Source organism: Pseudomonas sp. NPDC087358, from assembly GCF_044900785.1.
In the GTDB taxonomy this organism is placed as follows: domain Bacteria; phylum Pseudomonadota; class Gammaproteobacteria; order Pseudomonadales; family Pseudomonadaceae; genus Aquipseudomonas.
Map to the genome: position 1 here is coordinate 488,463 of NZ_JBJDOA010000005.1, position 24,518 is coordinate 512,980.

Here is a 24,518-nt window from a genome sequence, read left to right on the forward strand (position 1 = left end):
ATGGTACGAAGCCGCGTATTTCACTGATTTCCCCGACACATGAATTTTCTGACAGGCTTGTCTCGGGCGCCGTCAAGCGCGCTTGAGCAGCTCGATTTCCATCGACAGTCCGACCAGTTCGATCTGGCAACCGGGTTGCGCATCGCGCACTTGCACGGTCATTTCGTGCAGCTTGGCCACGGCCCAGACCATGCTCAGACCCAGACCGTTGCCGGCGGTGTGGCGGCTGGACTCTGAGCGGTACAGACGGCGAAATACCGCATCGCGCTCGGGTTCGGGAATGCCTGGGCCGTTGTCGCTGACACGTATGCCGGCGCGTGTCAGGTCGCTGATGACTTGCAGGCTGACGAGGCTACCGTCGGGAGAAAACTTGATCGCGTTGTCGAGCAGGTTGCAGGTGGCATCGAACAACAGCTGCGCATCACCGAACAGCAGGCAGGGTGCCGCGCTTGGCAAAAACTGCAAGCGGATGGCCTTTTCTTCGGCCAACGGCTCGAAGAACTCGGCGGCGTCCTCACAGATCCGGTTGAGGTCGATCCGGGCAAAATTGCTGCGCCGCGCGCTGGCTTCGATTTCCGAGATGCGCAGCAGGGCACGAAAGGTCGAGAGCAGTCCGCGCGCGTCTTCAATCGCGGCGTCGATGGCAGCAGCATATTGTTCTTCGCGAAGGTTGCGTCGCTGGGCCCGCTCCAGCCCGGCCAGCAGGCGGGTCAAGGGGGTGCGCAGGTCATGCGCGATGTCATCGCAAACGCCCTTGACCTCACTCATCAGCCGTTCGAGCTCATCGAGCATCTGGTTGACCACGGTGGCGATGCGGTCGATATCGTCGCCATTGCCACGGGTCGGCAGACGCTCGGTCAGCTCGCCCTTGACGATGCGTTCGATCGAGCGACTGAGGGTGTCGAGCCGACGCCTGGCCGAATAGCCAAGAAGCACGGCGCCGAGCAAGCCCACCACCAGCAACAGTGAGCCTCCGGATATCAGCGCATTGACCAGCAGTTCGTCGAATTCGCGGATGTCATGAATGTCTTGCGCGGCCAGCAGGGTCTGGCCGTCTTCCAGGCGATGCACCATGAAGCGCACCGGGCGGTGATGGCCGTGGCCCTTGTCCCAGACAAACTCATTGCCTTTGTCGTAGCCGCTGAAGGCGGGCAGTTGTCCGATGGCGCCAGCGATCAGCTTGCCCTGCGCGTCGAACAGGCTGTGGGGCAGGCGTCCCTCGATGTCCTGACCGGTGTGCTTGCGGATTTCCTGCAGGCGCAGGTCGGCCGGCTGCGCGCTGCGATTATCGATCTGCCGGTGCAGGGCGACATCGGTTTCTGCGGTCAGGTAACCCGCGGTCTGCCAGTAGATGTAGCCGAACAGGCCGAGAAACGAAAAGCCGAACAGGGCCAGCGACATCAATGCCGTGCGGAAACTGATGGTGCGCGGGATTTCACTCAGGTGCACGGAGAACATAGCCTGCTCCACGGATGGTATGGATCATCTGTTCCTCGCCTTCAGCGTCGACCTTGCGCCGCAGGCGACCCATATGCACTTCGATGACATTGGTCCTTTCGTCGTAGCTGTAATTCCACACGGCTTCGAACAACATGGTCCGGGTCACGACCTGGCCTGCATGTCGCGCCAGGTATTCCAGCAGTGCGTATTCACGCGGCAGCAGGTCGATCTGCCGTTCACCACGGCGCACGTTGCGGCGCAGCAGGTCGAGTTCCAGATTGGCGACCTTCAGGCGGCTGACGCGCTCTTCGCTCGGCGCGCTGCGGCGACGGGCGAGGGCGTCCAGGCGCGCGGTCAACTCGATGAATTCGAAAGGTTTGGTCAGGTAGTCATCGCCGCCGGCACGCAAGCCGCGCACACGCTCGTCCAGGGCGCTCAGGGCGCTGAGAATCAATACCGGGGTGCTGATGCCGGAGGCGCGCAGGGCGGTAAGCATGCCCAGACCGTCCAGCGCGCCAGGCAGCATGCGGTCCAGGACGATGATGTCGTAGCTGTCGCTGATGGCTCGGACCAGGCCATCGCGGCCGTTGTCGGTGCAGCTCACTTCAAAGCCATGGTCCTGAAGCGCTGCTTCGATTTCTCTTGCGGTAGCGATGTCGTCCTCGACGACCAATACGTGGGTCATGGGCACTTCACAATGGATGATCAAGGGGTGGCCACAGGCCGAGGCTGTGTTTTGCGCAGTCTGTTGGCATAGTGTGCCTGTGCAAGCATGGCCGAAAGGTCGCGCCAACCTGAAAAAAAGTTTAGTTTCGCCGGGCAGGAGTCGACTGTGAGAGTGCTGGTAATCGAGGATGACGCGCGTGCGGCGGCGTATCTGGTGCGCGGCCTGAGTGAAAGCGGGCACGTGGTCGATAGCGTCGAGGACGGCCGCAGCGGGCTGGACATGGCGCTGGAGGGCATTCACGACGTGCTGATCGTCGATCGCAAGCTGCCGTTGCTCGACGGAATCTCGCTGGTCCAGGCGCTGCGACGCCAGGGCGTCCGCACGCCGGTGTTGATGCTCAGTGCCCTGGATTCGACCGCGCAACGTGTCGAAGGCTTGCGCGCCGGATGCGACGACTACCTGGCCAAACCCTATGCCTTCGTCGAGGTCCTGGCGCGCCTCGATGCCCTGGTGCGCGGGCGTGATCAACTACCGGGGGCCGGTTCCGGAGCGTTGCGCGCCGGCAGGTTGCAGCTGGACGTGGCCTCTCGCACAGCCAGCCGAGACGGCAAGACCATCACCCTGCAGCACCGCGAATCGTTGATCCTGGAAAAGCTCATGCGCCACTGCGACGAGGTCGTCACCCGCAGCATGCTGCTGGAGGCGGCCTGGGATTACGATTTTGATCCGATCGACAACGTCATCGACAAGCATATCTACCGCCTGCGGCGAAAACTCGATGACGGGCTTGCCTGTTCGCTGATCCAGACGGTACCGGGCGCCGGCTATCGCTTGCTGCTCGAGCCTGAAGCGGCGTCGCCAGGTTGACAACGCCCTGTCAGCACGGCTTGCCAGCAGTGACGATCTACAGGTCGCGGCCGCCGGCAAGCCGGACCGCTATGCAAGGCGTGCCCGTTCGCCGCAGATCGTCGGCAAGCCGGACTGCCTGAACCTAAACAAAAGTTTATCCGCGGGAGAACATGGCGCCATGCCGGCCTTGTTAGTGTCCTGACCAGAACGAGAATTGCCTCGCCCGGTTTTGGAGACACGCTTACGTATGGTCGGCACGCCACCTCCCTTATTTCTTCGGTGCACGCTGCAGCGGTCGATCCGGTCCGTGATGTTCGGCGCCATGCTGCTGGTTGGCGGGTGCTCGCTGGTTCCGGCCTGGCATCAGCCGGACCTGCTGCTGGCGAGTGCATGGACAGCCGAAAAGCCTGCGGCCAGCGACTCCCGGCCGGGGGCTGCCTGGTGGCATGAATTCCACAGCCCCGAACTCGATGCCCTGATGCAGCGGGGCCTGGATGACAACTACACGCTCAAGGCAGCGATCAGTCGCATCGATCAGGCCCGCGCCTCGGCCCAGGTGGTTGGCGCCGGGCAATATCCGATCCTGTCGCTGGGTGGCAATTCGCAGCGCCAGAACAATTACGGCACCACCGAAAAACGCAGTGTGTTCGCCGAAGCGACCTATGAAGTGGATTTCTGGGGCAAGCAGCGCGCTGCCGCGGACTCGGCCAAAGCCTTGGCCAATGCCAGCGTGTTCGATGCGCAGACGCTGCGCATGACCCTCAGCGCCGACATCGCCAATGCCTATTTTCAGGTGCTGTCGCTGCAAGACCGCCTGCGTCTGGCTCAGTCGATCGCCACCGACGCCGAGCAGGTCCTGGATCTGGTGCAGGTGCAGGCAAGCCAGGGCGCGGTCTCCAACCTTGAGGTCGAACAGCAGCGCAACGCCTTGCAGACCTTTCAGGCAGCGCTTCCGACGTTGCGCCAACAGCGCGATCAGGCGCTCTATCAACTGGCGATACTGGTTGGCGCGCCGCCTGAAGGGTTCAGGCTTGGTCAGAGCGGTTTGCAGCAAGTGCCGGTGCCACAGCCCAGTGCTGGTCTGCCGGTCGGTCTGCTGCGCCAGCGCCCGGACATTCAGGCGGCGGAGGCGCGGTTGCAGTCGGCCAACTTCGACGTGGGCGTCGCCCGTGCGGCCTTCTTGCCGAACCTGTCACTGGATCTGCTCGGCGGGGTCGACACACTCACCGGCAGTGGTATCTGGAGCGCCATTACCACCCTTGGACAGCCGGTGTTTGCCGGTGGCCAGTTGAGCGGCCAGTTGCGTCTGGACAAGGCACATGTCCAGGAACTGACCGCCAGCTATCGCGAATCGGTGATCGAAGCGCTGCAGGATGTCGAAACCCAGCTCAGTGCTGCCCATGAGCTGGATAACAGCTACCGGATCAACCACGCCGCCGTGGATTCGGCCCGTGAAGCCGCGCGCCTGGCGCAGGTGCGCTACCGACTGGGATCGACCGATTTTCAGACCCTGCTGATCGTCGAGCGTACGCAATACCAGGCCGAAGACACCTTGCTGCAGGTGCGGCTGCTGCACCTTCAGGCCGCCGTCGGTCTGTTCCGCGCCCTGGGCGGCGACTTTTGCGCCGCCAACATCGCCGCCAGCGTGATCCCGGCGACGTCCTCATCAACTTCTGTTCAGGCAAACCACCCATGAGCTCAACTCCCGGCCAGACTCACTCGCGACGCCCGCTGCGGCTCATTGTTGTGGTGCTTGTGCTGATTGCCGTGGCCGTTACGGCACGCCTCTTCTGGACCGGCAAATCGCTGACCGCTGTCGCCGTCAAACCTGACAGCGCGGTGCCCGTGCAAATGCAGCAGGCGCAGCGCCAGGATTTGCCGATCTGGGTCGACGCGATCGGCAGCGTACAGGCGCTCAATACGGTCAACGTCCGGGTCCGGGTCGACGGTGAGCTGCAGAAGGTGCTGTTCGATGAGGGCCAGATGGTCACCGCAGGCAGCCCTCTGGCGCAGATCGATCCGCGGGTCTATCAGGCCCAGGTGGCCCAGGCACAGGCGATGGTGGCCAAGGACCAGGCGCAACTGGCCAATCTGCGGGTCAACCTTGAGCGCGCGGTCAACCTCGCTGCCGCCAAAGCGGGTCCCACCCAGGACGTCGACACATACCGCGCGCAACTGGCCGCACAGCAGGCCACGGTTCAGGCCGATCAGGCGGCGCTGGACAATGCCCGTCTGCAACTGGGCTTCACCACCGTCACCGCCCCGCTGACCGGCCGGACCGGGCAGCGCCTGCTGGACGTCGGCGCCATCGCGCATGGCTCGGAAGCGACCGGCCTGGTCACCCTCACTCAGATGAACCCGATCAGTGTGGCCTTTGCCGTGTCCCAGGACGAACTGCCACGCATTCTTCAGGAAAACGCCCGTCAGGCGCTGCAAGTGGTGGCGATGACCCGTGACGGCAAGCAGAAAATCGCCAGCGGACACCTGAGTTTCATCGACAGTCAGGTGTCGGCGGCGACCGGTCAGATCCAGCTCAAGGCCGAGTTCGACAACGGCCAGAGCCAGTTATGGCCGGGGGAGCTGGTCAGTGCGCGGCTGCTGGTCACCACACAGCGTGACGCCACGGTGGTGCCGGCAACGGCGGTGCAGGACGGCGCCAAAGGTCGTTATGTGTATGTGGTCGGCAGCGACCAGCGGGTTCAGCCACGGCAGGTGGACGCCGCCGTCGTGGTCAACGGCCAGCAATGGATTCGTGACGGGCTCAACCCTGGCGAAACCGTGGTGGTACAGGGCCAGTCGCGCATCGCACCCGGGGTGGTGGTGGCGTCGGTGACAACCGACGGCAATACCGCGCAAGCGAAGCCAGCGGATCAGACAGTGGTCAACCTGGAGGCGCGTCGATGAACGGACTGTCGGGTCTGATTCACCACCGCGTTGGCCTGTGCCTGCTGGCGCTGGGCGTGCTGCTGCTGGGCGGCTTCGCCTATTTCCAGCTGCCGGTGGCGCCATTGCCGACCGTGGATTTCCCCACCATCCAGGTCACGGCCAAACTCTCCGGGGCCAGCGCCGAGACCATGGCTTCGTCCGTCGCGACGCCACTGGAGCGGGCATTCGCAGCGGTGCCTCAGGTCACTTCGATGACCTCCACCAGCGCCGCCGGCAAGTCCCAGATCGTCTTGCAGTTCGACCTGTCGCGCAATATCGATGGCGCGGCTCAGGACGTACAGACTGCGATCAACACGGCGACGCCCAATCTGCCCAAGACCATGACCAGCACGCCGACCTTCAACAAGGTCAACCCGGCAGAGGGCACGGTGTTGTCGCTGGCGGTGACTTCGCCGGTGCGGGCGCTACCACAACTGGACCTGTATGCCGATAACTACATTGCCCAGCGGCTGTCGCAGATGCCGGGCGTGGGCCTGGTGGACTTCCACGGTGAACAGAAGCCAGCGGTGCGTATCCAGATCGATCCGGACGCCCTGGCGGCCCGCGGCCTGACCCTGGAGGATGTGCGCAGCGTCATCGGCAGCAGTACCCTGGATCAGCCCAAGGGCAGCCTCGACGGCCAATACCGCTCGGTCACGCTTGGCGCCACCGACCAGTTGCTTGATCCCAAAGGCTACCGCGAGCAGGTCATTGCCTATAGGAACGGCGTGCCGATCAAGCTGGGGGATCTGGGGCGGGTGATCGACGGCGCTGAGGACACCCAGCAGTCGGCGATCATTGGCGATCAGTCGACGGTCATCGTCGACATCCATAAACAGCCAGGCTTCAACGTGCTGTCGACGATCCAGAACATCAAGGCGCAGTTACCGAGCCTGACCGCTTCGCTGCCCAGGGACGTACAGGTGCAGGTGGTGGGCGACCGCACGCAGACCATCGAAGCGTCGGTCAACGACGTGCAATTCACCTTGCTGTTGTCCGTGGCGCTGGTGGTCATCGTGATTTTCCTGTTTCTGCGCAAGCCGACGGCGACGCTGATCCCGGCCATGACCATCCCGCTGTCGCTGGTGGGCACCTTCGCGGTCATGTACCTGCTGGGCTACAGCCTGGACAATCTGTCGATCATGGGGCTGGCCATCGCCGTGGGGTTTGTCGTGGACGACGCCATCGTGGTGATGGAAAACATCGTTCGCCACCTGGAAATGGGCAAATCGAACATGCAGGCCGCCGCCGAGGGCTTGCGCGAGGTGGGCTTCACGATTGTCTCGATGACGGTGTCGCTGATTGCCGTGTTTCTGCCGATCCTGCTGATGGGAGGGATTGTCGGTCGCCTGATGCGCGAGTTCGCGGTGACCGTCAGCGTGGCGATTCTGATGTCCTGCGTGGTCTCCCTGACCATCACGCCGATGCTTTGCGGCTGGCTGCTCAAGCATCAAGACGCTGCCACCCAGGGGCGGTTTTCCCGGGCCTGCGAGCGGGTATTGAAGGCGGTCCATGATGGCTACGAGCGCAGCCTGGATTGGGTGCTGGGCCACCAGCGCATCACCCTGGCGATGGCGCTGGCCACCGTATTGGCCACCGCGGCGCTGTATGTGTACATCCCCAAAGGCTTCTTTCCCCAGCAGGATAACGGCCTGATTACCGGCATCGCCGAGGCTGCGCCGGACATTTCACCCAAGGCCATGAGTGCACAGGTAGCCCGGCTGGTGGCGGTCGTCGGGCAGGATCCGGATGTCGCCAGGGTGTATTCCTGGGTCGGCCCCAGCCCGACCATCAGCCAGGGGCGGGTCATGGTCAACCTCAAGCCCTTCAGCGAACGCACGGCGTCTGCGCAACAAGTGATTGCTCGCCTGCAGCCACAGCTGGACAAGGTGGACGGTATCAAGTTGTTCCTCCAGGCCAACCAGGATATCCAGATCGGCGGCCGGGCCAGCAAGACCCAGTACCAGTACACCTTGCAGGACCCGGACAGCCTGGAGCTTGATCACTGGAGCGGGGTGCTGCTGGACGCGCTGAAAAAACTGCCGCAGTTGCAGCACGTGACCTCTGATCAGCAGCGCGCGATTTCCCAGGCGACGCTGCTGATCGATCGGGCGACGGCGGCACGCATGGGGGTCACGGTTCAGGCGATCGATGATGTGCTCTACGACGCCTTCGGTCAGCGCCAGGTCGCGACCATGTTCACTCAGCTGGACCAGAATCATGTGATTCTGGAGGTCGATCCGCAGTGGCAGTTGTCGGTCTCGACCTTGAGCCACCTGTACGTGCGCTCAAGCTCGGGGTCGTTGGTGCCGCTCAATCTGCTGGCCAGCATCGAGTATCAGCAGATGCCGATTGTCATCAACCATCAGGGCGTGTTCCCGTCGATCACGCTGTCGTTCGACCTTGCCCCCGGGCATGCCCTGAGCGAGGCGGTGACGGCGATTCAACAGGCCTCCCTGCAGGCAGCGCTACCGGACAGCGTCATTGGCAGTTTCCAGGGCACAGCCCAGGCCTTTCAAGACTCGCTCAAGACCCAACCCTGGCTGATTCTGGCAGCGATCCTGACGGTGTACATCGTTCTTGGCGTGCTGTACGAAAGCGCGATTCATCCACTGACGATCATCTCGACCTTGCCGTCGGCCGGATTCGGCGCGCTGCTGGCGTTGATCCTGTGTGGTCAGGATCTGTCAGTGCTGGGAATGATCGGCATCATCCTGCTGATCGGTATCGTCAAGAAGAACGCGATCATGATCGTCGACTTCACCCTGGAAGCCGAACACCGCGGCCTGTCGCCGCAACAAGCGGTACGCGAAGGATGCCTGCTGCGCCTGCGTCCGATCCTGATGACCTCGCTGGCCGCGCTGCTCGGGGCCGTTCCTCTGGCGTTCGGCCACGGCGCCGGCGCAGAGCTGCGCCAGCCGTTGGGCATCGCGATCGTCGGTGGCCTGGCGGTCTCCCAACTGCTGACGCTGTACACCACGCCAGTGGTGTACTTGTGGTTCAGCCGCTTGCGCAGAGAAAGCAAGGCGAGTGAGGCAGCTATCCTCGACCTGTCCTAGCCGCAGCGTCTGCCGACGGCGGCCTTTGAATCGCCACCGCCGGCAAGCCGGACGGCTACAGGGCAGGGGGATGGGCTTGTCAGCCGCCTGTCATGTTCATGAAGCGCACCACTTGCACGTCGTCGTTGATCGTTCCCACGCTCCGCGTGGTAACGACGCACCTGACGCTCCGCGTCTACGATCACGCTGAAGCCGCACGGCTTGCCGGCGGCAGCGGGTTTGAAATCGCCACCGCCAGCAAGCCGGACGGCTACAAGGGGGGTATGTGCGGGAAATCGGGGTCCGCCATCAATCACCTGATCGTTCCCACGCTCCGCGTGGTAACGACGCACCTGACGCTCCGCGTCTACGATCACGCTGAAGCCGCACGGCTTGCCGGCGGCAGCGGTCTTGAAGTCGCGCTGCGGCAAGCGGACGGCTACAGGGCAGGGGGATGGGCTTGTCAGCCGCCTGTCATGTTCATGAATCGCACCACTTGCACGTCGTCGTTGATTTCGAAATTGTGCTTGTAGGGCTTGAGCTTCATGGCGTTGATGATGGCGTTTTCGAGCTTTTCCGGCTGGCCTGGGTTGGCGCGCAGGACCGCTTTGAGGTCGGCCGAGTGCTCGTTACCAAGGCACAGCAACAGTCGCCCTTCGACGGTGACGCGCACGCGATTGCAGGTGGCGCAGAAGTTGTGGCTGTGGGGGGAGATGAAGCCGACGCGGATGCCCGGCGCTTCGGCCAGACGCCAGTAGCGCGACGGCCCCTGGGTCGATTCGGTGGAGTTGATCAGGGTGTAGCGCTCGGCGATCTTGTCGCGCACCTGGTCGCTGGAGAAAAACGATTCGGCGCGGCTGTGCTCGCTGATGACGCCCAGCGGCATCTCTTCGATGAAGGTGATGTCCAGGCCGCGGTCGATGGCGAAGGCCACCAGATCGTTGATTTCGTGATCGTTGCGCCCTCGCATGACCACGCAATTGAGCTTGGTGTGGATGAATCCCGCCGCGTTGGCCGCGTCAATGCCGGCGATGACCTTACTCAGATCACCGGTACGGGTCAGCTCCTTGAAGCGGGTGGGATCCAGGCTGTCGAGGCTGATGTTCAGTCGCTTGAGCCCGGCCTCGAACAATGGTGCTGCGAGTTTTTCCAGTTGCGAGCCGTTGGTGGTCATGCACAGTTCGCGCAGGCCGGGCAGGGCTGCGATGTTCTTGCACAGACCGACGATCCCGGCACGCACCAGCGGCTCGCCGCCGGTCAGGCGAATCTTTTTCGTGCCCAGGGCAACGAAGCGTTCGGCAATCTGTTGGATCTCCTCCAGGGACAGGATCTGCTGGCGCGGCAGAAAGGTCATGTCCTCCGCCATACAGTACACGCAGCGAAAGTCGCAGCGATCGGTCACCGACATACGAACGTAATCGACTTTGCGTGAATACCCGTCTATCAGGACTCGATCTGACATTGATTCTCTCGACAGCATATAACGTGGCAGAAGCGGTGCACCCATATGACCCTGGGACAATCCAAGGAGGGGCTCGTTAAATTTTCTGGCTGACCGGCTGCTCGATCATGGCAGCATTTTCACTGTTTGCCGAGGCCGGTAGCGTCTTGGAATATGACACGTAGTACGCCAGCCCGACGAAAATCGCGCCGCCGACGGCATTGCCCAGGAATACGGCGAAAAAGTTTTCGACGAACTGCGCCCAGCTCAGGGCGTCGGCGAAGATCGCTGCGGGAATCACGAACATGTTCGCCACCACATGCTGAAAGCCGATGGCCACGAACGCCATGATCGGAAACCACATGCCGAGGATCTTGCCGGTGACGTCCTTGCTGGCGTACGAAAGCCACACCGCCAGGCACACCAGCCAGTTGCAGCCAATCCCGGAAATGAATGCCTGGCTGAAGTCGGCACCGACCTTGGCCTTGGCGATGGCCAGTGTCTTGGCCAGGTAGGCACCCTCGGTCAGGCCCAGCACGTGGCCGAAAAAGTAGGCGATGAACAGGGCGCCGAGCAGGTTGGCGAACGTCACCAGCACCCAATTGCGCGCCACGGCGCCGAGCGAGATGCGCCCGGCGAACAGCGCTGTCGGCAGGCTCATCATGTTGCCGGTGAGCAATTCACCCCCGGCGAGGATGACCAGTATCAGCCCGATCGGGAACACCGCGGCGCCCAGCAGATTGCCAAGAGACGCCCATGGGCCGGGGATCATGGTGCTGACATGGATGTCCAGCAGGAAACCCAGGGCAATGAAGGCACCGGCCAGAAAGCCCAGCACCAGAATCGACAGGGCGGGCAGGTGGGATTTCTTCACACCGGCTTCGATGGTGAGCTCAGCGATCTGTTGCGGCGTATTGATGGACATGTTTTTTCTGGACTCGCGCACAGTGGCTGGCACTTCGACACAAGGCCGGGCCACGCAGATATGAATGGGTTGCAAGAGTCCGGTCTTGGTGCGCAAGCGTGTCGGCTGACACGACGGCAGGTCCATATGAAGGCAGTGATCCGTGGTTTTTTGCTGCGACTCAGAAGCGCCGCGCAAAGACCTGATCAGTTGATGAGCAAGCTACCGATCCGGATGTAGAGCGTCCAATCGCTTGTTCCGATGAAATGATCGATGCGGTCTATCGTCGCAGTTCCCGTGATTCAATTCTGCGTCGGACAGCAGCCGCCTGGCTTGCGCTGCAGGACCAGCGGCGCGCGTCAAACTGCCACGCCTAGGGCGAGTCGTCGGCGCGGTCATGCATGCTGCGCTCGTAGCGCTCCAGCAATGGCTGGATGCTGACCCCGTGCAGCAGAATGCTCAGCGCGACCACCGACAGGGTCAGGCCGATGGTGGTGTGCACGGTGTCCGCCGGCAATCCATGGGACAGCGCGTAGCACAGGTAATAAAGCGTGCCGATGCCGCGAATCCCGAACCAGCCGACCAGCGCCTTTTGCGGGCGGGTCAGTAGATTCCCGCTGATCAACAGCCAGACGCTCAAGGGGCGGATCACGCAGAACAACGCCAGGCCCAGGCCAATCGCTCGCCAGTCCCAGTAGAAGGCGATGGCGGCGCCAAGCAGGGTGATCAGCAGCACTTCCATGGCCCGTTCCACCAGACTGCCGAACACCAGCATGTCGCCCATCATCACCCCGGCTGCGAGCTGCGGTTGACTCAGATCCTGAAGATTGGAGGCGATGGCGGCTTCAGGTTCGGCCTGCATGTGCCCCAGCACCGGCTTGGCCAGGTGCTCGGCGGGAACCTCCGAACGCGTGGTCCGTACCTCGGCCTGACGCAGACCCAGGCCTGCGGCGAACACCGAAAGAAATCCGAACGCACCCAGCCCTTCGGCAACCACGTAGGCAACCGCGATCAAGGCCAGCGCGAGGAAGTCGTTGGGCGAACTGGTGCTGTCAGCGTTTTTGATCCGCAGGTAGATCATCAGGTGGCCCACACCGCGCCCCAGGCCGTAGCCGATCAGAAGCCCGAGAGGCACGCCCCACAGCAGGTTTTTCAGCAGCCAGCCCTGGACCCAGCTGAAATCGGCGGGGCCATGGCCGATGAACAGTAGGGCGAAGATGACGAAGGGAAAGGCCGTACCGTCGTTCAAGCCTGCCTCGCCGGAGAGGCCAAAACGCACCCGATCGAAATCCTGTGCATTGTTCACCTGCACCAGCCCGGCCAGCACCGGGTCGGTGGGCGAGAGCATGGCCCCCAGCAGCAGCGCCACCGCCCAGGACAGATCAAACAGATAATGGGCGACCAGGCACACCCCGACGATGCTGGCGAGCATCACCGGCACAGCCAGCAGATAGGCCGAATGCCAGGCTTTGCGGTGCAGCGGCAGGCGCAGCTTGATGCCAGTATTGAACAGCGAAAACAGCACTGCGATTTCGGTCAGACGCTCCAGCCAGTGGCGCGCCTCACGCACGTCCAGATGCACCAGGTCCAGGCCCCAAGGGCCGATGCAGGCACCAAACGCCAGGCACACCGCTGAAGTCGTCACCGGCAGCCAGCGCAGATAAGAGGAGGTCAGTGCCAGCAGCATCAGCAGGACACCAAACACGGTCATGCAAAGAATGAAACTCATCCGGCCTCTTTAAACGAGTGGAAGGTAGCTTGCGTTCTTTGTGTGACTGTGACGGGCGGGGATAGTTGAAACAAATCGTGTATTAGTGATGTTTAACGCGCTAAACCCTGTAGCGCCACGGCGGTGCCAGCGCGAGCGGCGTCGAATCCACTGCCAAGCGTGCCGGGCCAGACATTAAGATCCTCATCACGCGGCGATCACCAAGAAGATCAATCCGTTCGATGCGGTGCTGCGCCGGCCTCCGCAGGTGTTTGAAGACAAAAGGAGCAGCATTTAACCGTCTCGAGCGATGACGAACCCTGAGCTAATGCATGACTAACGAAAACGTGTCGTAAGCCACCAAAGGAGGGTGATCACAAAAGAGCTCGTCGCAATCAGGGAGGGGATTTGTATCCAGTAAAAGGTTCGTCGCGGAAAAGCTCGCAACTCGACAGGATCAAAAAGCGCTTTCTTTCTGAGCATTGGCTCGCAAATCAAGGCCATGCTCAGCAGTAACATCCTGCTGAGTTGGCTGTTTAAATGTGTGCGTCCGGCAAACTGATCAAGTCGTTCAATGATTGGACTGTGCTTCAGCAAAATATCGGTGGTTTCAATGGAGCGTTTTGCCATGAACACCAGTATCGGAAAGTTCAGGATATTAATCGCAAAAATAGTAACAGCCACGGATTCGAGAAGCGTCATTTTCCCACTGCCTCGTAAAGCTTGTCGCCGACCCGTTCACCCGCGGCCTCACCGGCGGTACCTCCGATGAGACCACCAGCGGCCATACCGATTACGGCACATGCGATGGCGCCGGTTCATACCGTAGGCGCCCCAAGCACCACAGCGCATGTCCAGGTGCCAGCCGTTACGCCCAGAGCGCTCCCATAGCTACCAAGGGCGATATTCCCGGCCAGCTTAGTGGCTTCCACATATTTCGCGCGAGTACACACGTCTGCGCGTCCTCTTGAGCACGCCTGCTGAACTTCTATGGCACTTGCTGTCGTCGTCAATCCCCACCCGACGTAGGTTCCATTCTTCAAAAACTTCGCAGTGCGGGACATCCCGTTGATTTTCTGCGCATAGCCTTTGATCGTGCCGTTGTGCATGTAGCTGCGGGTTGAAATGCCGAGCATTTTTTTGATGGAACCTCGGTTACGCAGACCAGCGCCATAACGAGCCATGCCGGCCAGTTGAGTATCCAGTGTTTGAAACAACACTTGCCGTCTGTTTAGAAACTCTACTCGCGCAATGGGCGTTCCCCGGCGCAAGTAGAGCTTGTGATCACGGTTGATCTCGTTCAGCGTGTTGATGACCCCATCCAAGTGCCTGGCCCACGAACCGCCTGCACTGTCGATCAGAAGTCCGGAATAACCGAGCAGACTCTGCAGCAAGTCATAGTTCTGAACGACTAAAGTTCCAACGTCCTCGCCGCTGTGTCCAAACGCGCGACTGACAACGCGGGCGGCTTCCATCATGCGGGCCTCCTGTGCGGTGCAGGAGATTGAGTGGGTGTCAGGAATGATCACGATCTGGCCGGGCGTCACCCATTGATCACGCAGATGAATGTTCACCGTGTCGAATTTGAAGGCGGCATCAGGGCTGAGGTGCAAGCTGAGTTTGATCGTGGAATAGTGCTGGTGCTTGTCGTTGATGAACGCGTAGGGACCACTCATGGGGGCCGAACCTCAAGAGAAAGGATCGGCAATATAAAAACTGGACCATACCGCTGTCCGTACTCCTCAGCAGATCAGGACATTTCATCGAAAGACAAGGAAATGTCCTACGTTTGTTGCGACCTGGCCGAAACGGTGATGACAGGTAGCAATCGCGCGTGCATGCCTTTTCTTGCAGCTTGGTCTTATCGCTCGTCGCTGCTTTTTCTGCAGCCCTCTGGCTTGCCGACGACAGCGGTCTGGAGGACGCCATTGCCGGCAAGCCGTGCTGCTACGCCACAGTGTTCAGCCTCACTGCCGAAACACCAGCGCTTTCAGTCCGCCCAACGGCTCGACATCGGCAAACTCCGGCGGGTTGTCCAGTCGCTGTTCGAAGCGTAACCCGGGCGCTTCGCGCATCACGCCCTCGATCAGGAAATCCTCGCCCATCGCCGGGTCATTCATGCAGGCCAGCACCGTGCCTTGGGCGCTGAGTAATTCCGGCAATTTGCGCAGCACGCGCTGGTAGTCCTTGGTCAACAGGAAGCTGCCTTTCTGAAACGATGGCGGGTCGATGATCACCAGATCATACGGCCCGCCGCTTTTCACCTTGCCCCAGGATTTGAACAGCTCATGCCCCAGAAAGCTGACCTTGTTCAGGTCATGGCCGTTAAGACGATGGTTGTCGCGGCCACGGCTCAGTGCCGCGCGGGACATGTCCAGGTTGACCACGAAATCCGCGCCGCCCTCGATGGCTGCGACGGAAAAACCGCAGGTGTAGGCGAACAGGTTGAGGACGCGTTTGCCCGAGGCGTTGGCGCGCACCCAGTCGCGGCCGTAGCGCATGTCAAGGAACAGCCCGGTGTTCTGTTTCTTGCCAAAATCAACCAGATAGCGCAGCCCGCCTTCGGTGAGGGTCCATTCGTCCAGGACTTCGCCCAACAGGGCCTCGGTCTGGCTGTCGGGCAGGTAGCGGTGCTGCAGCAGCAGGGTGTGCCCCTGACAAGCCTTCCACGTTGCAGTCTGTACCAGGTTCAGCAGCAGACCCTTTAACGCCTCAAGCTCTTCGCCTGCCGGTTCCTTGAACAGTGACACCAGCACCACGCCTTGCATCCAGTCGACGGTCAGTTGCTCCAGGCCCGGCCAGCGTCGGCCCCGACCGTGAAACAGGCGGCGGGTTTCGCCCGGAGCAGGGGCCAGGGCGGCAAGCAGGTGTTGGTTGAGGGTGTCGAGCGCGTCGGAGTTCATCGGTGGGCGGCAGGTCTGCAGTGAGAAAGGGCGGCATTCTAAACCCAATCAGGGCGCCAGCGTCTGCAGCGCGTGCAGTACCTGGCGCAAGGCTTTGCCCAGCGGCTTGTCCTGGCGCAGGACGACCCCCAGAGTCCGCCGCAGCGGTGGCATCAGCGCATGCACCTGCAAACCCCGTCGATGATGTTCTGCGGCCACCGCCATGCGTGGCACGATGCTGTAACCCAGGCCTGCGGCGACCAGCTCCTTGATCGCCTCAATACTGCCCAGTTCCATCACCGGTTTGACCCGCAACCCGGCCTGCAGGTACCACTCATCGATCAGTAATCGGGTACTGCTGCCGGCTTCGAACACCACCAGCGGCCAGTCGCCCAGGGCCTGGGCCGTGATAACGGCTGGCAGGTCCTGCTGCTCATGGCTGAAGATCGCCACGAACTCGTCATCCAGCAGCGGTGTGACTGACAGGCTGCGCCCGCCTGCTGGCAGCGTGACCAGTGCAAGGTCCAGGCGATTTTCCTCGACTGCACGCAAAATGCCATCGGTATTGCCGGTACTGACCCGTACATCCAGCGCCGGAAACTGTCGCCGCAGGACTTGCAGGAGCGGCGGCAACAGGTGGATGCAGGCGGTGGCGCCGGTGCCAATGACGACCTGGCCGGCGACCCCCTGGGCATGGCTGGACAGGTCGAGCAGAGCGTCCTCGACCACCGCGTCAATGCGCCCTATATGCTCGAGCAGGGTGCTGCCGGCCGAGGTAGGCTTGATGCGCTTGCCGACGCGTTCGATCAGGCGCAGGTTCAGGCGTGCTTCGAGTTGGCGAATGTGCAAGCTGACGGCGGGCTGAGTCAGTCCCAGTCGTTGGGCGGCAGCAGAAAAGCTGCCGTGCTGGATGACCTGGGCGAAGGTGTGCAGATGGTTAAGGTTAAGCCGTTGCATGGCAAAGTTTTACTTATGCTGAGGATGACGGATCATAGCTTTGTTTTGATTGCGACGAACGGCATCATTGCGCCGCGTATTGCTGAACTCCGTGTAGCCCTACGGCTTGCCGGCGGTAGGGTGTTTATAACTGCTGCCGCCGGTAAGCCGGACTGCTAAAGATTAGCTGGAGCGGTCTGCAGTTTGGTTGAACGCTGTCCATTGATTATCAAGAAGAAGCCACATGACCCAAGACCTGATCCTGCGCGACGCCCATGAAGACGACATGCCCACCGTGCGGGCGATCTATGCCCAGCACGTGATTCATGGCACAGCCAGTTTCGAACTGGAGCCGCCGACCCTGGCGCAGATGCTCCAGCGCCTCGCTGACGTGCGCAGTCACGGATTGCCTTATCTGGTCGCCGAGCGCGACGGTGAAGTGGTGGGCTATGGCTATGCGACGCTGTACCGACCGCGCCCGGCCTATCGTTTTACCGTCGAGGACTCGGTCTATGTGCGTGACGGCCTGGGCGGTCTGGGCATCGGCCAGGCGCTGCTGGGCCTGATCATCGCGCGCTGCACCGAGGGTGGCCGCCGGCAGATGGTCGCGGTCATCGGCAACAGTGAAAACATTGCCTCGATTCGGCTGCATCAGCGCCACGGTTTTCGTACGGTCGGGGTGTTCGAATCGGTGGGTTTCAAGCACGGTCGTTGGCTCGACACCGTGCTGATGCAGCGCGAACTGGGGGAAGGTTCAAGCAGTTTGCCCGCCGTTTGACGGTGGGCCGTGTGATGCGCACCGGCCCATACGGCGGGTCGGTTCCTGCGACGATAGGTCCCATTGCTGGCGCATTGTTGCCTGATCGACAATTATCTTTATCGCCCTGATATTTGAATCGAACACGCAGCAGGCATAAGCTTCGCGCCATTGATACCGCCCGGGCACCTGCCGTCCGGGGGTTTTTCGGATTTTTTTCAGGAACTGCCATGTCCAGTGTGTTTCCCGCCGCTCGTCCCCGTCGCCTGCGCAGCAACGAAAACTTTCGTGCGCTGTTCCAGGAAACCGAATTCACCCTGAACGATCTGGTGCTGCCGATCTTCGTCGAAGAGGAAGTCGACGACTTCGTGCCAATCAACAGCATGCCGGGCGTCAGCCGTATCCCCGAGTCGAAGCTGGCTCAGGAAATCGAGCGTTATGCCCGCGCCGGGATCAAGTCGGTCATGACCTTCGGCGTCTCCCATCACCTGGATGCGTCCGGCAGTGACACCTGGCAGGAAAACGGGCTGGTGTCGCGGATCTCGCGGACCATCAAGGCCGCCGTGCCGGAAATGATCGTGATGTCCGATACCTGTTTCTGTGAATACACCGACCACGGTCACTGCGGCGTGATGCACGGTGCCCAGGTCGACAACGACGCGACCATCGAAAACCTTGGCAAGCAGGCGGTCATGGCCGCACGTGCCGGCGCCGACGTGATTGCGCCGTCTGCTGCGATGGACGGACAGGTGCGGGCCATCCGCGCTGCGCTGGATGCTGCCGGTTTCACCCAGACGCCGATCATGGCGTACTCGACCAAGTTCGCCTCGTCGCTTTATGGGCCTTTCCGCGAAGCGGGCGGTTCGGCGCTCAAGGGTGACCGCAAGAGCTACCAGATGAACCCGATGAACCGCCGCGAGGCCGTGCGCGAATCGTTGCTGGATGAAGCCGAGGGCGCTGACGCCTTGATGGTCAAACCGGCGGGCGCTTATCTGGACATCATTCGTGATATCCGTGAGGCCTCGAACCTGCCACTGGCGGCGTACCAGGTCAGCGGCGAATACGCGATGATCAAGTTCGGTGCCCAGGCCGGTGCCATCGACGAAGGGCGAGTGGTGCGCGAAAGCCTGGGCGCGATCAAGCGTGCCGGCGCGGACCTGATCTTCACCTACTTTGCGATGGACCTGGCGCTGAGCGGGATTTGAACCCGATGCGCGATATCCTGTAGGAGCCGGCTCGCTGGCGAAAGCGGTATGCCAATCGATATCGCCATCGTCGACCGATTGTCTTCGCCAGCAAGCCGGCTCCTATAACGACCGTGATACTTCAGACCCTGCTACACCTGCCATTCCTTGCTCGCCTCGGTGAGCATTTCATGGATCAGCACGCCAAAGCGCTGACTCAGCAGGCTTTGCGGTCGGTCCTCGGGCAGCAGCAGATACGTCGAGAAGCGGATGTGCGGACGAAACGGGCGGGTTTCGATGCCCATGTGCAGGTACTCCAGCGCCACCATCGGGCTGACGATGCTCACCCCCAGTCCCAGTGCTACCAGCGAGCACACCGTCGCTGCGTAGGGTGTCTCCAGGTTCAGCTTGCGACGCTCCTTGTCCCCCGCGAACACCCGATCGACGCGGGTGCGCGAGCCGTCGTTCAGTGACAGCGATATAAATTCCTCGTCATCCAGATCCTCCGGTCCCACCGACGCCAGCAGCCCGAGCCGATGGCCTTTGGGGAACACGCACACCCCAGGCACATCGCAGATCTTCTGAGTGCGCACGCCGGGCATTTCTTCACCCACATACGACGCCAGGCCCAGGTGACAGAACTGCGACGCTGCCCAGTGCGCAACCATGGGCGAGTCAGTGGTGTGGATGGAAATCGCCACCTGCGGGTTCTCCTGGCGAAAGCGCTGGATGACCTTGGGCAACAGGGTCAGCGACAGCGATGGCACAGCGGCAATGCGCAGCTGGCCGGTGCCGCCACGGCGGATGTTCTGCGCCGACTTTTCCAGGCTTTGCAGGCCGATGAAGGCCCGCTCCACATCGGCGAACAACGCCGCGCCTTCATCCGTTGGCAGCAGACGGCCACCCACGCGCTCGAACAACTTGAAGCCACTGTTGCGCTCGAGCTGCGCAATCAGGCGGCTGATGTTGGGTTGCGAGGTGTGCAGCGACTCGGCGGCTGCGGTCATCGAGCCGCTCAACATCACGGCGCGAAAGGCTTCGACTTGTTTGAAGTTCATGGCAGGCCATATCAATTCGGTATGGGTGACCAATGTATTGTCATTTGTTGGCATGAGCCAGAGGCTTTATAACTGTTTTCGCCATCGACGCTTCCGCACAGACGGACGCGATGTTCAAGCGCAGTGGCATCTGCACCACCGCGCCGGATTTTCTCGCTGCTCTCTGCCCTTGTAATCGTTGCGTGGCGTCGCATCGTGCGGCGCCGTGCTGGTAGTAAACCAGGAGGCATCATGTCGTTTTCGTTGAATTTTCTCTCCCGTGCGCTGGCTATCTCTTGCGTGTCCCTGGCGAGTCTGGCGCAAGTCCACGCCGCTGATCTACCCGCCGTGCCGGATGAAATAAAAGACGCCGGGCAACTGCGTGCCGGGGTGCGCTGCGACCAGCCGCCGTACGGTTTCCAGGACGGCAGTGGCGAGTTCGCGGGGGTTGAGGTGGAGATGTCAAAGCAGATCGCATTGTGGGCACTGGGCTCCAAAGACAAGGTGACGTTCACCTGCGTCACCGCCGAAAACCGAGTGCCGCAACTACTGGGGCACAAGGTCGACTTCCTCATCGCGACCCTGGGGGTGACGCCTGAACGTCAGCGAGTAATCGACTTCACCACGCCTTACCGCTGGGGGGCCAGTGACGTGGTGGTGAAGAAAGACAGCCCGATCAAATCGATCAAGGACCTCAACGGCAAGACCCTGGCCACATTGAAGGGTTCGGTGCAGGCCAAGTGGTTCGAAGACCACATGCCCGAGGTCAAGACGCTGCGCATGAACAGCGCCGCCGATGCCCTGCAGACCTTCCGTCAGGGGCGTGCCGATGCCTATACCCACGATGCCGCGACGCTGGTGGTGGTCGCCGCCAATGACAGCGATGCGCGGCTGATCAACGAGCCGTTCCAGATTTCCGACGCCGCCATCGGGGTGCGCAAGAACGACGAGCAATGGCGCGATTACCTCAGCGCGGCGGTTGCGAAAATGCACGAAGAGAAGCTGTTTGGCGGATGGGTGCGCCAGTATGTGCCCGAGAACATCCAGAGTTACTACCTGAGCGTCTTCGAGCAGGCCAAACCTGCTGAAAAACTCTGATCGGGCGCCGTCATGGATTTCGATTTCAACTACTTGTGGGCGCAATGGCCGGCGCTGCTCGACGGTGTGTTGATGACGCTGCGGGTATCGCTGCTGGCCATCGTTTTTTCGCTGCTGATCGGCGTTCTCGGCGGCGCCGCGCGGGTGATGCGTGTGCCGGTGCTGTCGCAGTTGGTGGTGGGGTACGTGGAGCTGATCCGCAACACGCCGATTCTGGTGCAACTGTTCTTCATCTTCTACGGCCTGCCGGCGATAGGCCTTGAGCTGTCGCTGTTCTGGTCGGGGGTGTTCTGCCTGTCGTTGTGGGCCGGAGCCTATCAGGTGGAGAACATGCGCGGCGGCCTGGCCACGGTGGAGCACGGGATGCGCGAGGCGAGCATGGCGCTGAGCCTCAAGCCCAGTCATTACTTCTGCCTGGTGGCGCTGCCGATTGCCGTGCGCACCAGCCTTCCGGCGGTGCTCAACACGGCGATTTCGCTGCTGAAGAACTCCTCGTACCTGCAAGCCATCGGCCTGGCCGAGCTGACTTTCGTCGCGGTGGACAGGATTGCCACGGATTTCCGGGCGATTGAGATGTTCAGTGCGATCTGCGTGATGTACCTGCTTCTGGTGGCGATCCTGGCGCTGTTGACCGGACGCTTGTCGGCCCACCTGCAACGTCCTTTCCGGCAGTGAGGCCTCGATGAATTTTCTGGTCGAAAACTGGGGTTTCGTGCTCAAGGGCTTATGGATGACCGTGCGCCTGGCGCTGGTGATCCTGCTGTTCACCACGATCATCTCGGCGGTGTTCGGCGTGCTCGCCACCCTGAAAAATCGCCTGCTGTGGTGGGCGATTCACGGCTATGTCGAGCTGTTCCGTTCGATTCCGCTGATCGTCAACGTGTTCTTCATCTTCTTTGGCGCACCGATGCTGGGTCTGGATCTGAGCCCGTTCGCGGCAGTGGTGACCGGCCTGACCTTGTGGGGCAGTGCCAATGGCATCGAGATCGTACGCGGTGGTCTGGAATCGGTCGCTCGCCATCAGTGGAAGAGCGCCTGGACCCTGGGCCTGCGCCCTTGGCAGATCTACCTGTACGTGATCGCACCGCAGTCGATGCGGGCGATCCTTCCGGCCTACACGGGGTTGTTGACCATGCTGGTGCAGGCTACCTCGCTAGGGGCGCTGGTGGGTGTGGGCGAGTTCCTCAAGGTGGGGCAGATCATCGTCGAGCGCTCCACCGTCATGACCGGCGTCAGCCCGGCGTTCAGCGTCTATGGCCTGGTGCTGGTGGTGTATTTCGTCATCTGTTCATTGCTGAGCTGGCTCAGCCGTTATCTCGAACGTCGCCTGGGTCGCCCGGCGATGCGCGCAACTCGTTAAGGGGTTTGATCATGCAAGAATCCAAAGTCAGTCGTCGCTTGAAAGAAACCACCGCCCCTGAGGTCAACGAGTTTATCTACCGGCCGCGCCTGGAAGGTTTCGCCGATGGCTTCATCAACCTTGGCAACGTCAACAAGGCGCACATCGTGATGCTCGCCGAGCAGGGCCTGATCCGCGGCGAGCACGCCAGGGCCCTGGCCAAAGGCGTGCTGGACATGGAAGCGGCCGGGCCCGACGTGGTGACCCTGGATCCTTCCCGCGAGGACGCCTACTTCAACTATGAAGCGCACCTGATCGAGCAGATCGGCACCGACATCGGTGGCCGTCTGCACACTGGCCGCAGCCGTAACGACATTCTCGCCACCCTCGACCGCCTGCGTTGCCGGGAAGTGCTGATGGGGTTGATCGATCAATTGATCCAGACCCGACAGACCGCGCTGAACAACGCCGAAGTGTTCGCCGAGGTGGTGATGCCGGGGTACACCCACTTGCAGCCGGCACAGCCGATCACCTACGGCTACTACCTGTCGGCGGTGGAACAGGCGCTGGAGCGTGACTGCAAACGCCTGACCCAGACCCTGGAGTCGATGAACCAGAGCCCGCTTGGGGCTGCAGCCTTTGCCGGCACGCCGTTCGATATCGACCGTGCGCGGACCGCTGAACTGCTGGGTTTCGACGGCTTCCTGGACAACGCGCTGGATGCCGTGGGCTCGCGGGATTTCATCCTCGAAAGCCTGTCGCACCTGAGCCTGTTGTCGGTGTTCTGGAGCCGCGTGGCGCAGGATTATTTTGTCTGGAGCACGCACGAGTTCAGCCTGATCGACTTCCCGGACAGCGTAGCGGCGACCTCGAGCATCATGCCGCAGAAGAAAAACCCCACGGTGCTTGAGTACCTCAAGGGGCGCACCGGGCACATCGTCGGCCTGTTGATGGCGGCCAGCGTCACCGTCAAAGGCAGCAATTTTTCCCACACCGGCGATGGCAACCGTGAAGGCACCCGTGGCTTCTGGGAAGCAGCCGAGGAAAGCCTGCGTTGCCTCAAACTGCTGGAACTGGTGCTGCGCACCGCGACCCCGAATGCCGAATTGGCCGTGCGCCGTGCCGGTGAAGACTTCTCCACCGCCACTGGGCTGGCCGACCTGATTGTGCGCGAGGCGGATCTGTCGTTTCGCGAGGCGCATCATGTGGTCGGCGCTGCGGTGCGCATGGCGATGGACGCCGGCTTGCCTGCGCACCGGATCGACACCGACATGGTGGATGTCTGTGCCATGGAGCAACTGGGTCATGCGCTGAACCTGTCGGCGCACAAAGTGCGCGAATGCCTGGACCCGAGCGCCAACGTGCAATCGCGCGACTCGGCTGGCGGCCCTGCGTTGTCTTCGCTGCGCCCCAGCCTGCTGCGTGCCAATGCGCGGTTGCAGGTCGAGCGCCTGGCCAACCAGGCGCGACGTGATCGCTTCCTGGCCGCTCAGGAAAAACTGCAGGCAGCCACTCGCGCGCAGGCCGGATTATGAGCGCGATGCTGACCGTTCGCGGGCTGCACAAGCGTTTCGGCGAACACGAAGTGGTCAAGGGCGTGGACCTGGACGTCAGCCAGGGTGAGGTGGTGGTGATCATCGGTCCCAGTGGTTCGGGCAAATCGACCTTCATCCGTTGCCTCAACAGCCTGGAAGAGCCGTCGGCCGGTACGGTGGTGGTCGGTGGCGGTGAGTCGATCAGGGCAGGGGACCGCAAGGCCCTGGCCAGACTGCGTGAAGACGTCGGCATGGTGTTCCAGGACTACACGCTGTTCCCGCACATGACAGTGATGGCCAACATGACCCTGGCGCCGGTCAAGCTCAAGCGTATGAGCAAGGCCGATGCTCAGGCCAACGCGCTGACGCTGCTCGATCGCGTCGGCTTGCGACACAAGGCCGACGGTTACCCCAGTGAGCTGTCGGGCGGTCAGCAGCAACGGGTGGCGATTGTCCGCGCACTGGCCATGAAACCGCGTCTGCTGCTGTTCGATGAGCCCACCTCGGCGCTGGATCCGGAGACCGTCGGTGAGGTGCTGAACGTGATGAAAGGCCTGGCGGCCGAGGGCATGACCATGATCGTGGTCACCCACGAGATGGGCTTTGCCCGTGAAGTGGCGGACCGAGTGGTGTTCTTCGACGGCGGGAAAATTGTCGAGATGGGGCCGCCTGCGCAAATCTTCTCAGCCCCCGAACAGCCGCGTACTCGGCAGTTCCTGCAGAGCGTGTTGCATTAGCCCGCTTGAGAAAGGCACGCCGGCTGGCTGCTGGCTGTGGG

General features: G+C 61.9%; 22 protein-coding genes. 12 read left to right on the top strand and 10 right to left on the bottom strand.

The window, feature by feature from the left end; all coding sequences use genetic code 11:
- Nucleotides 1-72: 72 nt before the first annotated feature.
- Both ACI2KS_RS15140 and ACI2KS_RS15145 read right to left on the bottom strand, forming a co-directional pair.
- Nucleotides 73-1,458 (bottom strand): sensor histidine kinase, encoded by a 1,386-nt coding sequence (locus tag ACI2KS_RS15140; RefSeq protein ID WP_404621523.1) that lies wholly within the window; start codon nt 1,456-1,458, stop codon nt 73-75.
- The gene (locus ACI2KS_RS15145; protein ID WP_404621525.1) at nt 1,436-2,125 is read right to left on the bottom strand and encodes a winged helix-turn-helix domain-containing protein; all 690 of its coding nucleotides are present in this window, start codon (nt 2,123-2,125) and stop codon (nt 1,436-1,438) included. Before ACI2KS_RS15145 ends, ACI2KS_RS15140 begins: the two co-directional genes overlap by 23 nt.
- Before the next feature lie 147 nt (nt 2,126-2,272).
- Between ACI2KS_RS15145 and ACI2KS_RS15150 the strand changes: the two genes are divergently transcribed.
- From ACI2KS_RS15150 to ACI2KS_RS15170, 5 genes are all read left to right on the top strand, one after another.
- Complete coding sequence (locus tag ACI2KS_RS15150) at nt 2,273-2,974, top strand: response regulator transcription factor (protein ID WP_404621527.1); 702 nt, start codon at nt 2,273-2,275, stop codon at nt 2,972-2,974.
- A 292-nt stretch (nt 2,975-3,266) separates the two neighbouring features.
- Nucleotides 3,267-4,652 carry an efflux transporter outer membrane subunit gene (locus tag ACI2KS_RS15155; protein ID WP_404621528.1) on the top strand — a complete coding sequence of 462 codons (1,386 nt, stop codon included), beginning with the start codon at nt 3,267-3,269 and terminating at the stop codon, nt 4,650-4,652.
- Nucleotides 4,649-5,860, top strand: coding sequence for an efflux RND transporter periplasmic adaptor subunit (locus ACI2KS_RS15160; RefSeq protein ID WP_404621530.1), 1,212 nt, complete (start codon nt 4,649-4,651; stop codon nt 5,858-5,860). The genes ACI2KS_RS15155 and ACI2KS_RS15160 overlap by 4 nt, the downstream gene beginning before the upstream one ends.
- Nucleotides 5,857-8,940 carry an efflux RND transporter permease subunit gene (locus ACI2KS_RS15165; protein WP_404621532.1) on the top strand — a complete coding sequence of 1,028 codons (3,084 nt, stop codon included), beginning with the start codon at nt 5,857-5,859 and terminating at the stop codon, nt 8,938-8,940. Before ACI2KS_RS15160 ends, ACI2KS_RS15165 begins: the two co-directional genes overlap by 4 nt.
- Before the next feature lie 92 nt (nt 8,941-9,032).
- Complete coding sequence (locus ACI2KS_RS15170) at nt 9,033-9,452, top strand: hypothetical protein (protein WP_404621534.1); 420 nt, start codon at nt 9,033-9,035, stop codon at nt 9,450-9,452.
- Here the strand turns inward: ACI2KS_RS15170 and moaA are convergent.
- The 7 genes from moaA to ACI2KS_RS15205 all read right to left on the bottom strand — a co-directional run bounded on the left by moaA (nt 9,383) and on the right by ACI2KS_RS15205 (nt 16,811).
- Nucleotides 9,383-10,381: a GTP 3',8-cyclase MoaA gene (gene moaA / locus ACI2KS_RS15175; protein WP_404621536.1), complete on the bottom strand. Its 999-nt coding sequence runs from the start codon at nt 10,379-10,381 to the stop codon at nt 9,383-9,385. The two genes, ACI2KS_RS15170 and moaA, sit on opposite strands and share 70 nt — an antisense overlap.
- 76 nt (nt 10,382-10,457) lie before the next feature.
- Nucleotides 10,458-11,285 carry a formate/nitrite transporter family protein gene (locus tag ACI2KS_RS15180; protein WP_404621538.1) on the bottom strand — a complete coding sequence of 276 codons (828 nt, stop codon included), beginning with the start codon at nt 11,283-11,285 and terminating at the stop codon, nt 10,458-10,460.
- A 352-nt stretch (nt 11,286-11,637) separates the two neighbouring features.
- Nucleotides 11,638-12,993 carry a cation:proton antiporter gene (locus ACI2KS_RS15185; protein WP_404621540.1) on the bottom strand — a complete coding sequence of 452 codons (1,356 nt, stop codon included), beginning with the start codon at nt 12,991-12,993 and terminating at the stop codon, nt 11,638-11,640.
- Nucleotides 12,994-13,308: 315 nt separating this feature from the next.
- Nucleotides 13,309-13,674: a hypothetical protein gene (locus tag ACI2KS_RS15190; RefSeq protein ID WP_404621542.1), complete on the bottom strand. Its 366-nt coding sequence runs from the start codon at nt 13,672-13,674 to the stop codon at nt 13,309-13,311.
- A gap of 116 nt (nt 13,675-13,790) precedes the next feature.
- A complete protein-coding gene (locus ACI2KS_RS15195) occupies nt 13,791-14,648 on the bottom strand; it encodes a hypothetical protein (protein ID WP_404621543.1) in 858 nt (285 codons plus the stop codon).
- A gap of 291 nt (nt 14,649-14,939) precedes the next feature.
- On the bottom strand, nt 14,940-15,875 hold the full coding sequence (locus ACI2KS_RS15200; protein ID WP_404621545.1) for a class I SAM-dependent methyltransferase: 936 nt from the start codon (nt 15,873-15,875) through the stop codon (nt 14,940-14,942).
- Nucleotides 15,876-15,923: 48 nt separating this feature from the next.
- A complete protein-coding gene (locus ACI2KS_RS15205; protein ID WP_404621547.1) occupies nt 15,924-16,811 on the bottom strand; it encodes a LysR family transcriptional regulator in 888 nt (295 codons plus the stop codon).
- A 223-nt stretch (nt 16,812-17,034) separates the two neighbouring features.
- On the opposite strand from ACI2KS_RS15205, the gene ACI2KS_RS15210 reads away from it, so the two are divergent.
- A complete protein-coding gene (locus tag ACI2KS_RS15210; RefSeq protein WP_404621549.1) occupies nt 17,035-17,568 on the top strand; it encodes a GNAT family N-acetyltransferase in 534 nt (177 codons plus the stop codon).
- A gap of 209 nt (nt 17,569-17,777) precedes the next feature.
- On the top strand, nt 17,778-18,752 hold the full coding sequence (hemB, locus tag ACI2KS_RS15215; RefSeq protein WP_404621551.1) for a porphobilinogen synthase: 975 nt from the start codon (nt 17,778-17,780) through the stop codon (nt 18,750-18,752).
- Nucleotides 18,753-18,883: 131 nt separating this feature from the next.
- Here the strand turns inward: hemB and ACI2KS_RS15220 are convergent, their stop codons facing one another.
- The gene (locus ACI2KS_RS15220) at nt 18,884-19,789 is read right to left on the bottom strand and encodes a LysR substrate-binding domain-containing protein (RefSeq protein ID WP_404621553.1); all 906 of its coding nucleotides are present in this window, start codon (nt 19,787-19,789) and stop codon (nt 18,884-18,886) included.
- A gap of 231 nt (nt 19,790-20,020) precedes the next feature.
- Here ACI2KS_RS15220 and ACI2KS_RS15225 point away from each other — a divergent pair, with 231 nt between their 5' ends.
- From ACI2KS_RS15225 to ACI2KS_RS15245, 5 genes are read left to right on the top strand one after another with little or no spacing between them, the layout of a single operon-like run.
- On the top strand, nt 20,021-20,866 hold the full coding sequence (locus ACI2KS_RS15225; protein WP_404621555.1) for a transporter substrate-binding domain-containing protein: 846 nt from the start codon (nt 20,021-20,023) through the stop codon (nt 20,864-20,866).
- A gap of 12 nt (nt 20,867-20,878) precedes the next feature.
- Complete coding sequence (locus tag ACI2KS_RS15230) at nt 20,879-21,541, top strand: amino acid ABC transporter permease (protein WP_404621557.1); 663 nt, start codon at nt 20,879-20,881, stop codon at nt 21,539-21,541.
- Nucleotides 21,542-21,548: 7 nt separating this feature from the next.
- Nucleotides 21,549-22,226, top strand: a complete 678-nt coding sequence (locus tag ACI2KS_RS15235; RefSeq protein WP_404621559.1) for an amino acid ABC transporter permease — start codon at nt 21,549-21,551, stop codon at nt 22,224-22,226.
- 11 nt (nt 22,227-22,237) lie between these two features.
- Complete coding sequence (gene argH / locus ACI2KS_RS15240; RefSeq protein ID WP_404621561.1) at nt 22,238-23,740, top strand: argininosuccinate lyase; 1,503 nt, start codon at nt 22,238-22,240, stop codon at nt 23,738-23,740.
- On the top strand, nt 23,737-24,477 hold the full coding sequence (locus ACI2KS_RS15245) for an amino acid ABC transporter ATP-binding protein (protein ID WP_404621563.1): 741 nt from the start codon (nt 23,737-23,739) through the stop codon (nt 24,475-24,477). Before argH ends, ACI2KS_RS15245 begins: the two co-directional genes overlap by 4 nt.
- Nucleotides 24,478-24,518: the final 41 nt, after the last annotated feature.

Bases quoted from the DNA above. Each gene is read 5' to 3' on its own strand.
- ACI2KS_RS15190 (WP_404621542.1), bottom strand. From the start codon at position 13,674: ATGACGCTTCTCGAATCCGTGGCTGTTACTATTTTTGCGATTAATATC.
- ACI2KS_RS15245 (WP_404621563.1), top strand. From the start codon at position 23,737: ATGAGCGCGATGCTGACCGTTCGCGGGCTGCACAAGCGTTTCGGCGAA.
- ACI2KS_RS15225 (WP_404621555.1), top strand. From the start codon at position 20,021: ATGTCGTTTTCGTTGAATTTTCTCTCCCGTGCGCTGGCTATCTCTTGC.
- argH (WP_404621561.1), top strand. From the start codon at position 22,238: ATGCAAGAATCCAAAGTCAGTCGTCGCTTGAAAGAAACCACCGCCCCT.
- ACI2KS_RS15235 (WP_404621559.1), top strand. From the start codon at position 21,549: ATGAATTTTCTGGTCGAAAACTGGGGTTTCGTGCTCAAGGGCTTATGG.
- ACI2KS_RS15180 (WP_404621538.1), bottom strand. From the start codon at position 11,285: ATGTCCATCAATACGCCGCAACAGATCGCTGAGCTCACCATCGAAGCC.
- ACI2KS_RS15160 (WP_404621530.1), top strand. From the start codon at position 4,649: ATGAGCTCAACTCCCGGCCAGACTCACTCGCGACGCCCGCTGCGGCTC.
- ACI2KS_RS15165 (WP_404621532.1), top strand. From the start codon at position 5,857: ATGAACGGACTGTCGGGTCTGATTCACCACCGCGTTGGCCTGTGCCTG.
- ACI2KS_RS15195 (WP_404621543.1), bottom strand. From the start codon at position 14,648: ATGAGTGGTCCCTACGCGTTCATCAACGACAAGCACCAGCACTATTCC.
- ACI2KS_RS15145 (WP_404621525.1), bottom strand. From the start codon at position 2,125: ATGACCCACGTATTGGTCGTCGAGGACGACATCGCTACCGCAAGAGAA.
- ACI2KS_RS15210 (WP_404621549.1), top strand. From the start codon at position 17,035: ATGACCCAAGACCTGATCCTGCGCGACGCCCATGAAGACGACATGCCC.
- ACI2KS_RS15200 (WP_404621545.1), bottom strand. From the start codon at position 15,875: ATGAACTCCGACGCGCTCGACACCCTCAACCAACACCTGCTTGCCGCC.
- ACI2KS_RS15140 (WP_404621523.1), bottom strand. From the start codon at position 1,458: ATGTTCTCCGTGCACCTGAGTGAAATCCCGCGCACCATCAGTTTCCGC.
- hemB (WP_404621551.1), top strand. From the start codon at position 17,778: ATGTCCAGTGTGTTTCCCGCCGCTCGTCCCCGTCGCCTGCGCAGCAAC.
- ACI2KS_RS15170 (WP_404621534.1), top strand. From the start codon at position 9,033: ATGTTCATGAAGCGCACCACTTGCACGTCGTCGTTGATCGTTCCCACG.
- moaA (WP_404621536.1), bottom strand. From the start codon at position 10,381: ATGTCAGATCGAGTCCTGATAGACGGGTATTCACGCAAAGTCGATTAC.
- ACI2KS_RS15205 (WP_404621547.1), bottom strand. From the start codon at position 16,811: ATGCAACGGCTTAACCTTAACCATCTGCACACCTTCGCCCAGGTCATC.
- ACI2KS_RS15185 (WP_404621540.1), bottom strand. From the start codon at position 12,993: ATGAGTTTCATTCTTTGCATGACCGTGTTTGGTGTCCTGCTGATGCTG.
- ACI2KS_RS15230 (WP_404621557.1), top strand. From the start codon at position 20,879: ATGGATTTCGATTTCAACTACTTGTGGGCGCAATGGCCGGCGCTGCTC.
- ACI2KS_RS15155 (WP_404621528.1), top strand. From the start codon at position 3,267: ATGTTCGGCGCCATGCTGCTGGTTGGCGGGTGCTCGCTGGTTCCGGCC.
- ACI2KS_RS15220 (WP_404621553.1), bottom strand. From the start codon at position 19,789: ATGAACTTCAAACAAGTCGAAGCCTTTCGCGCCGTGATGTTGAGCGGC.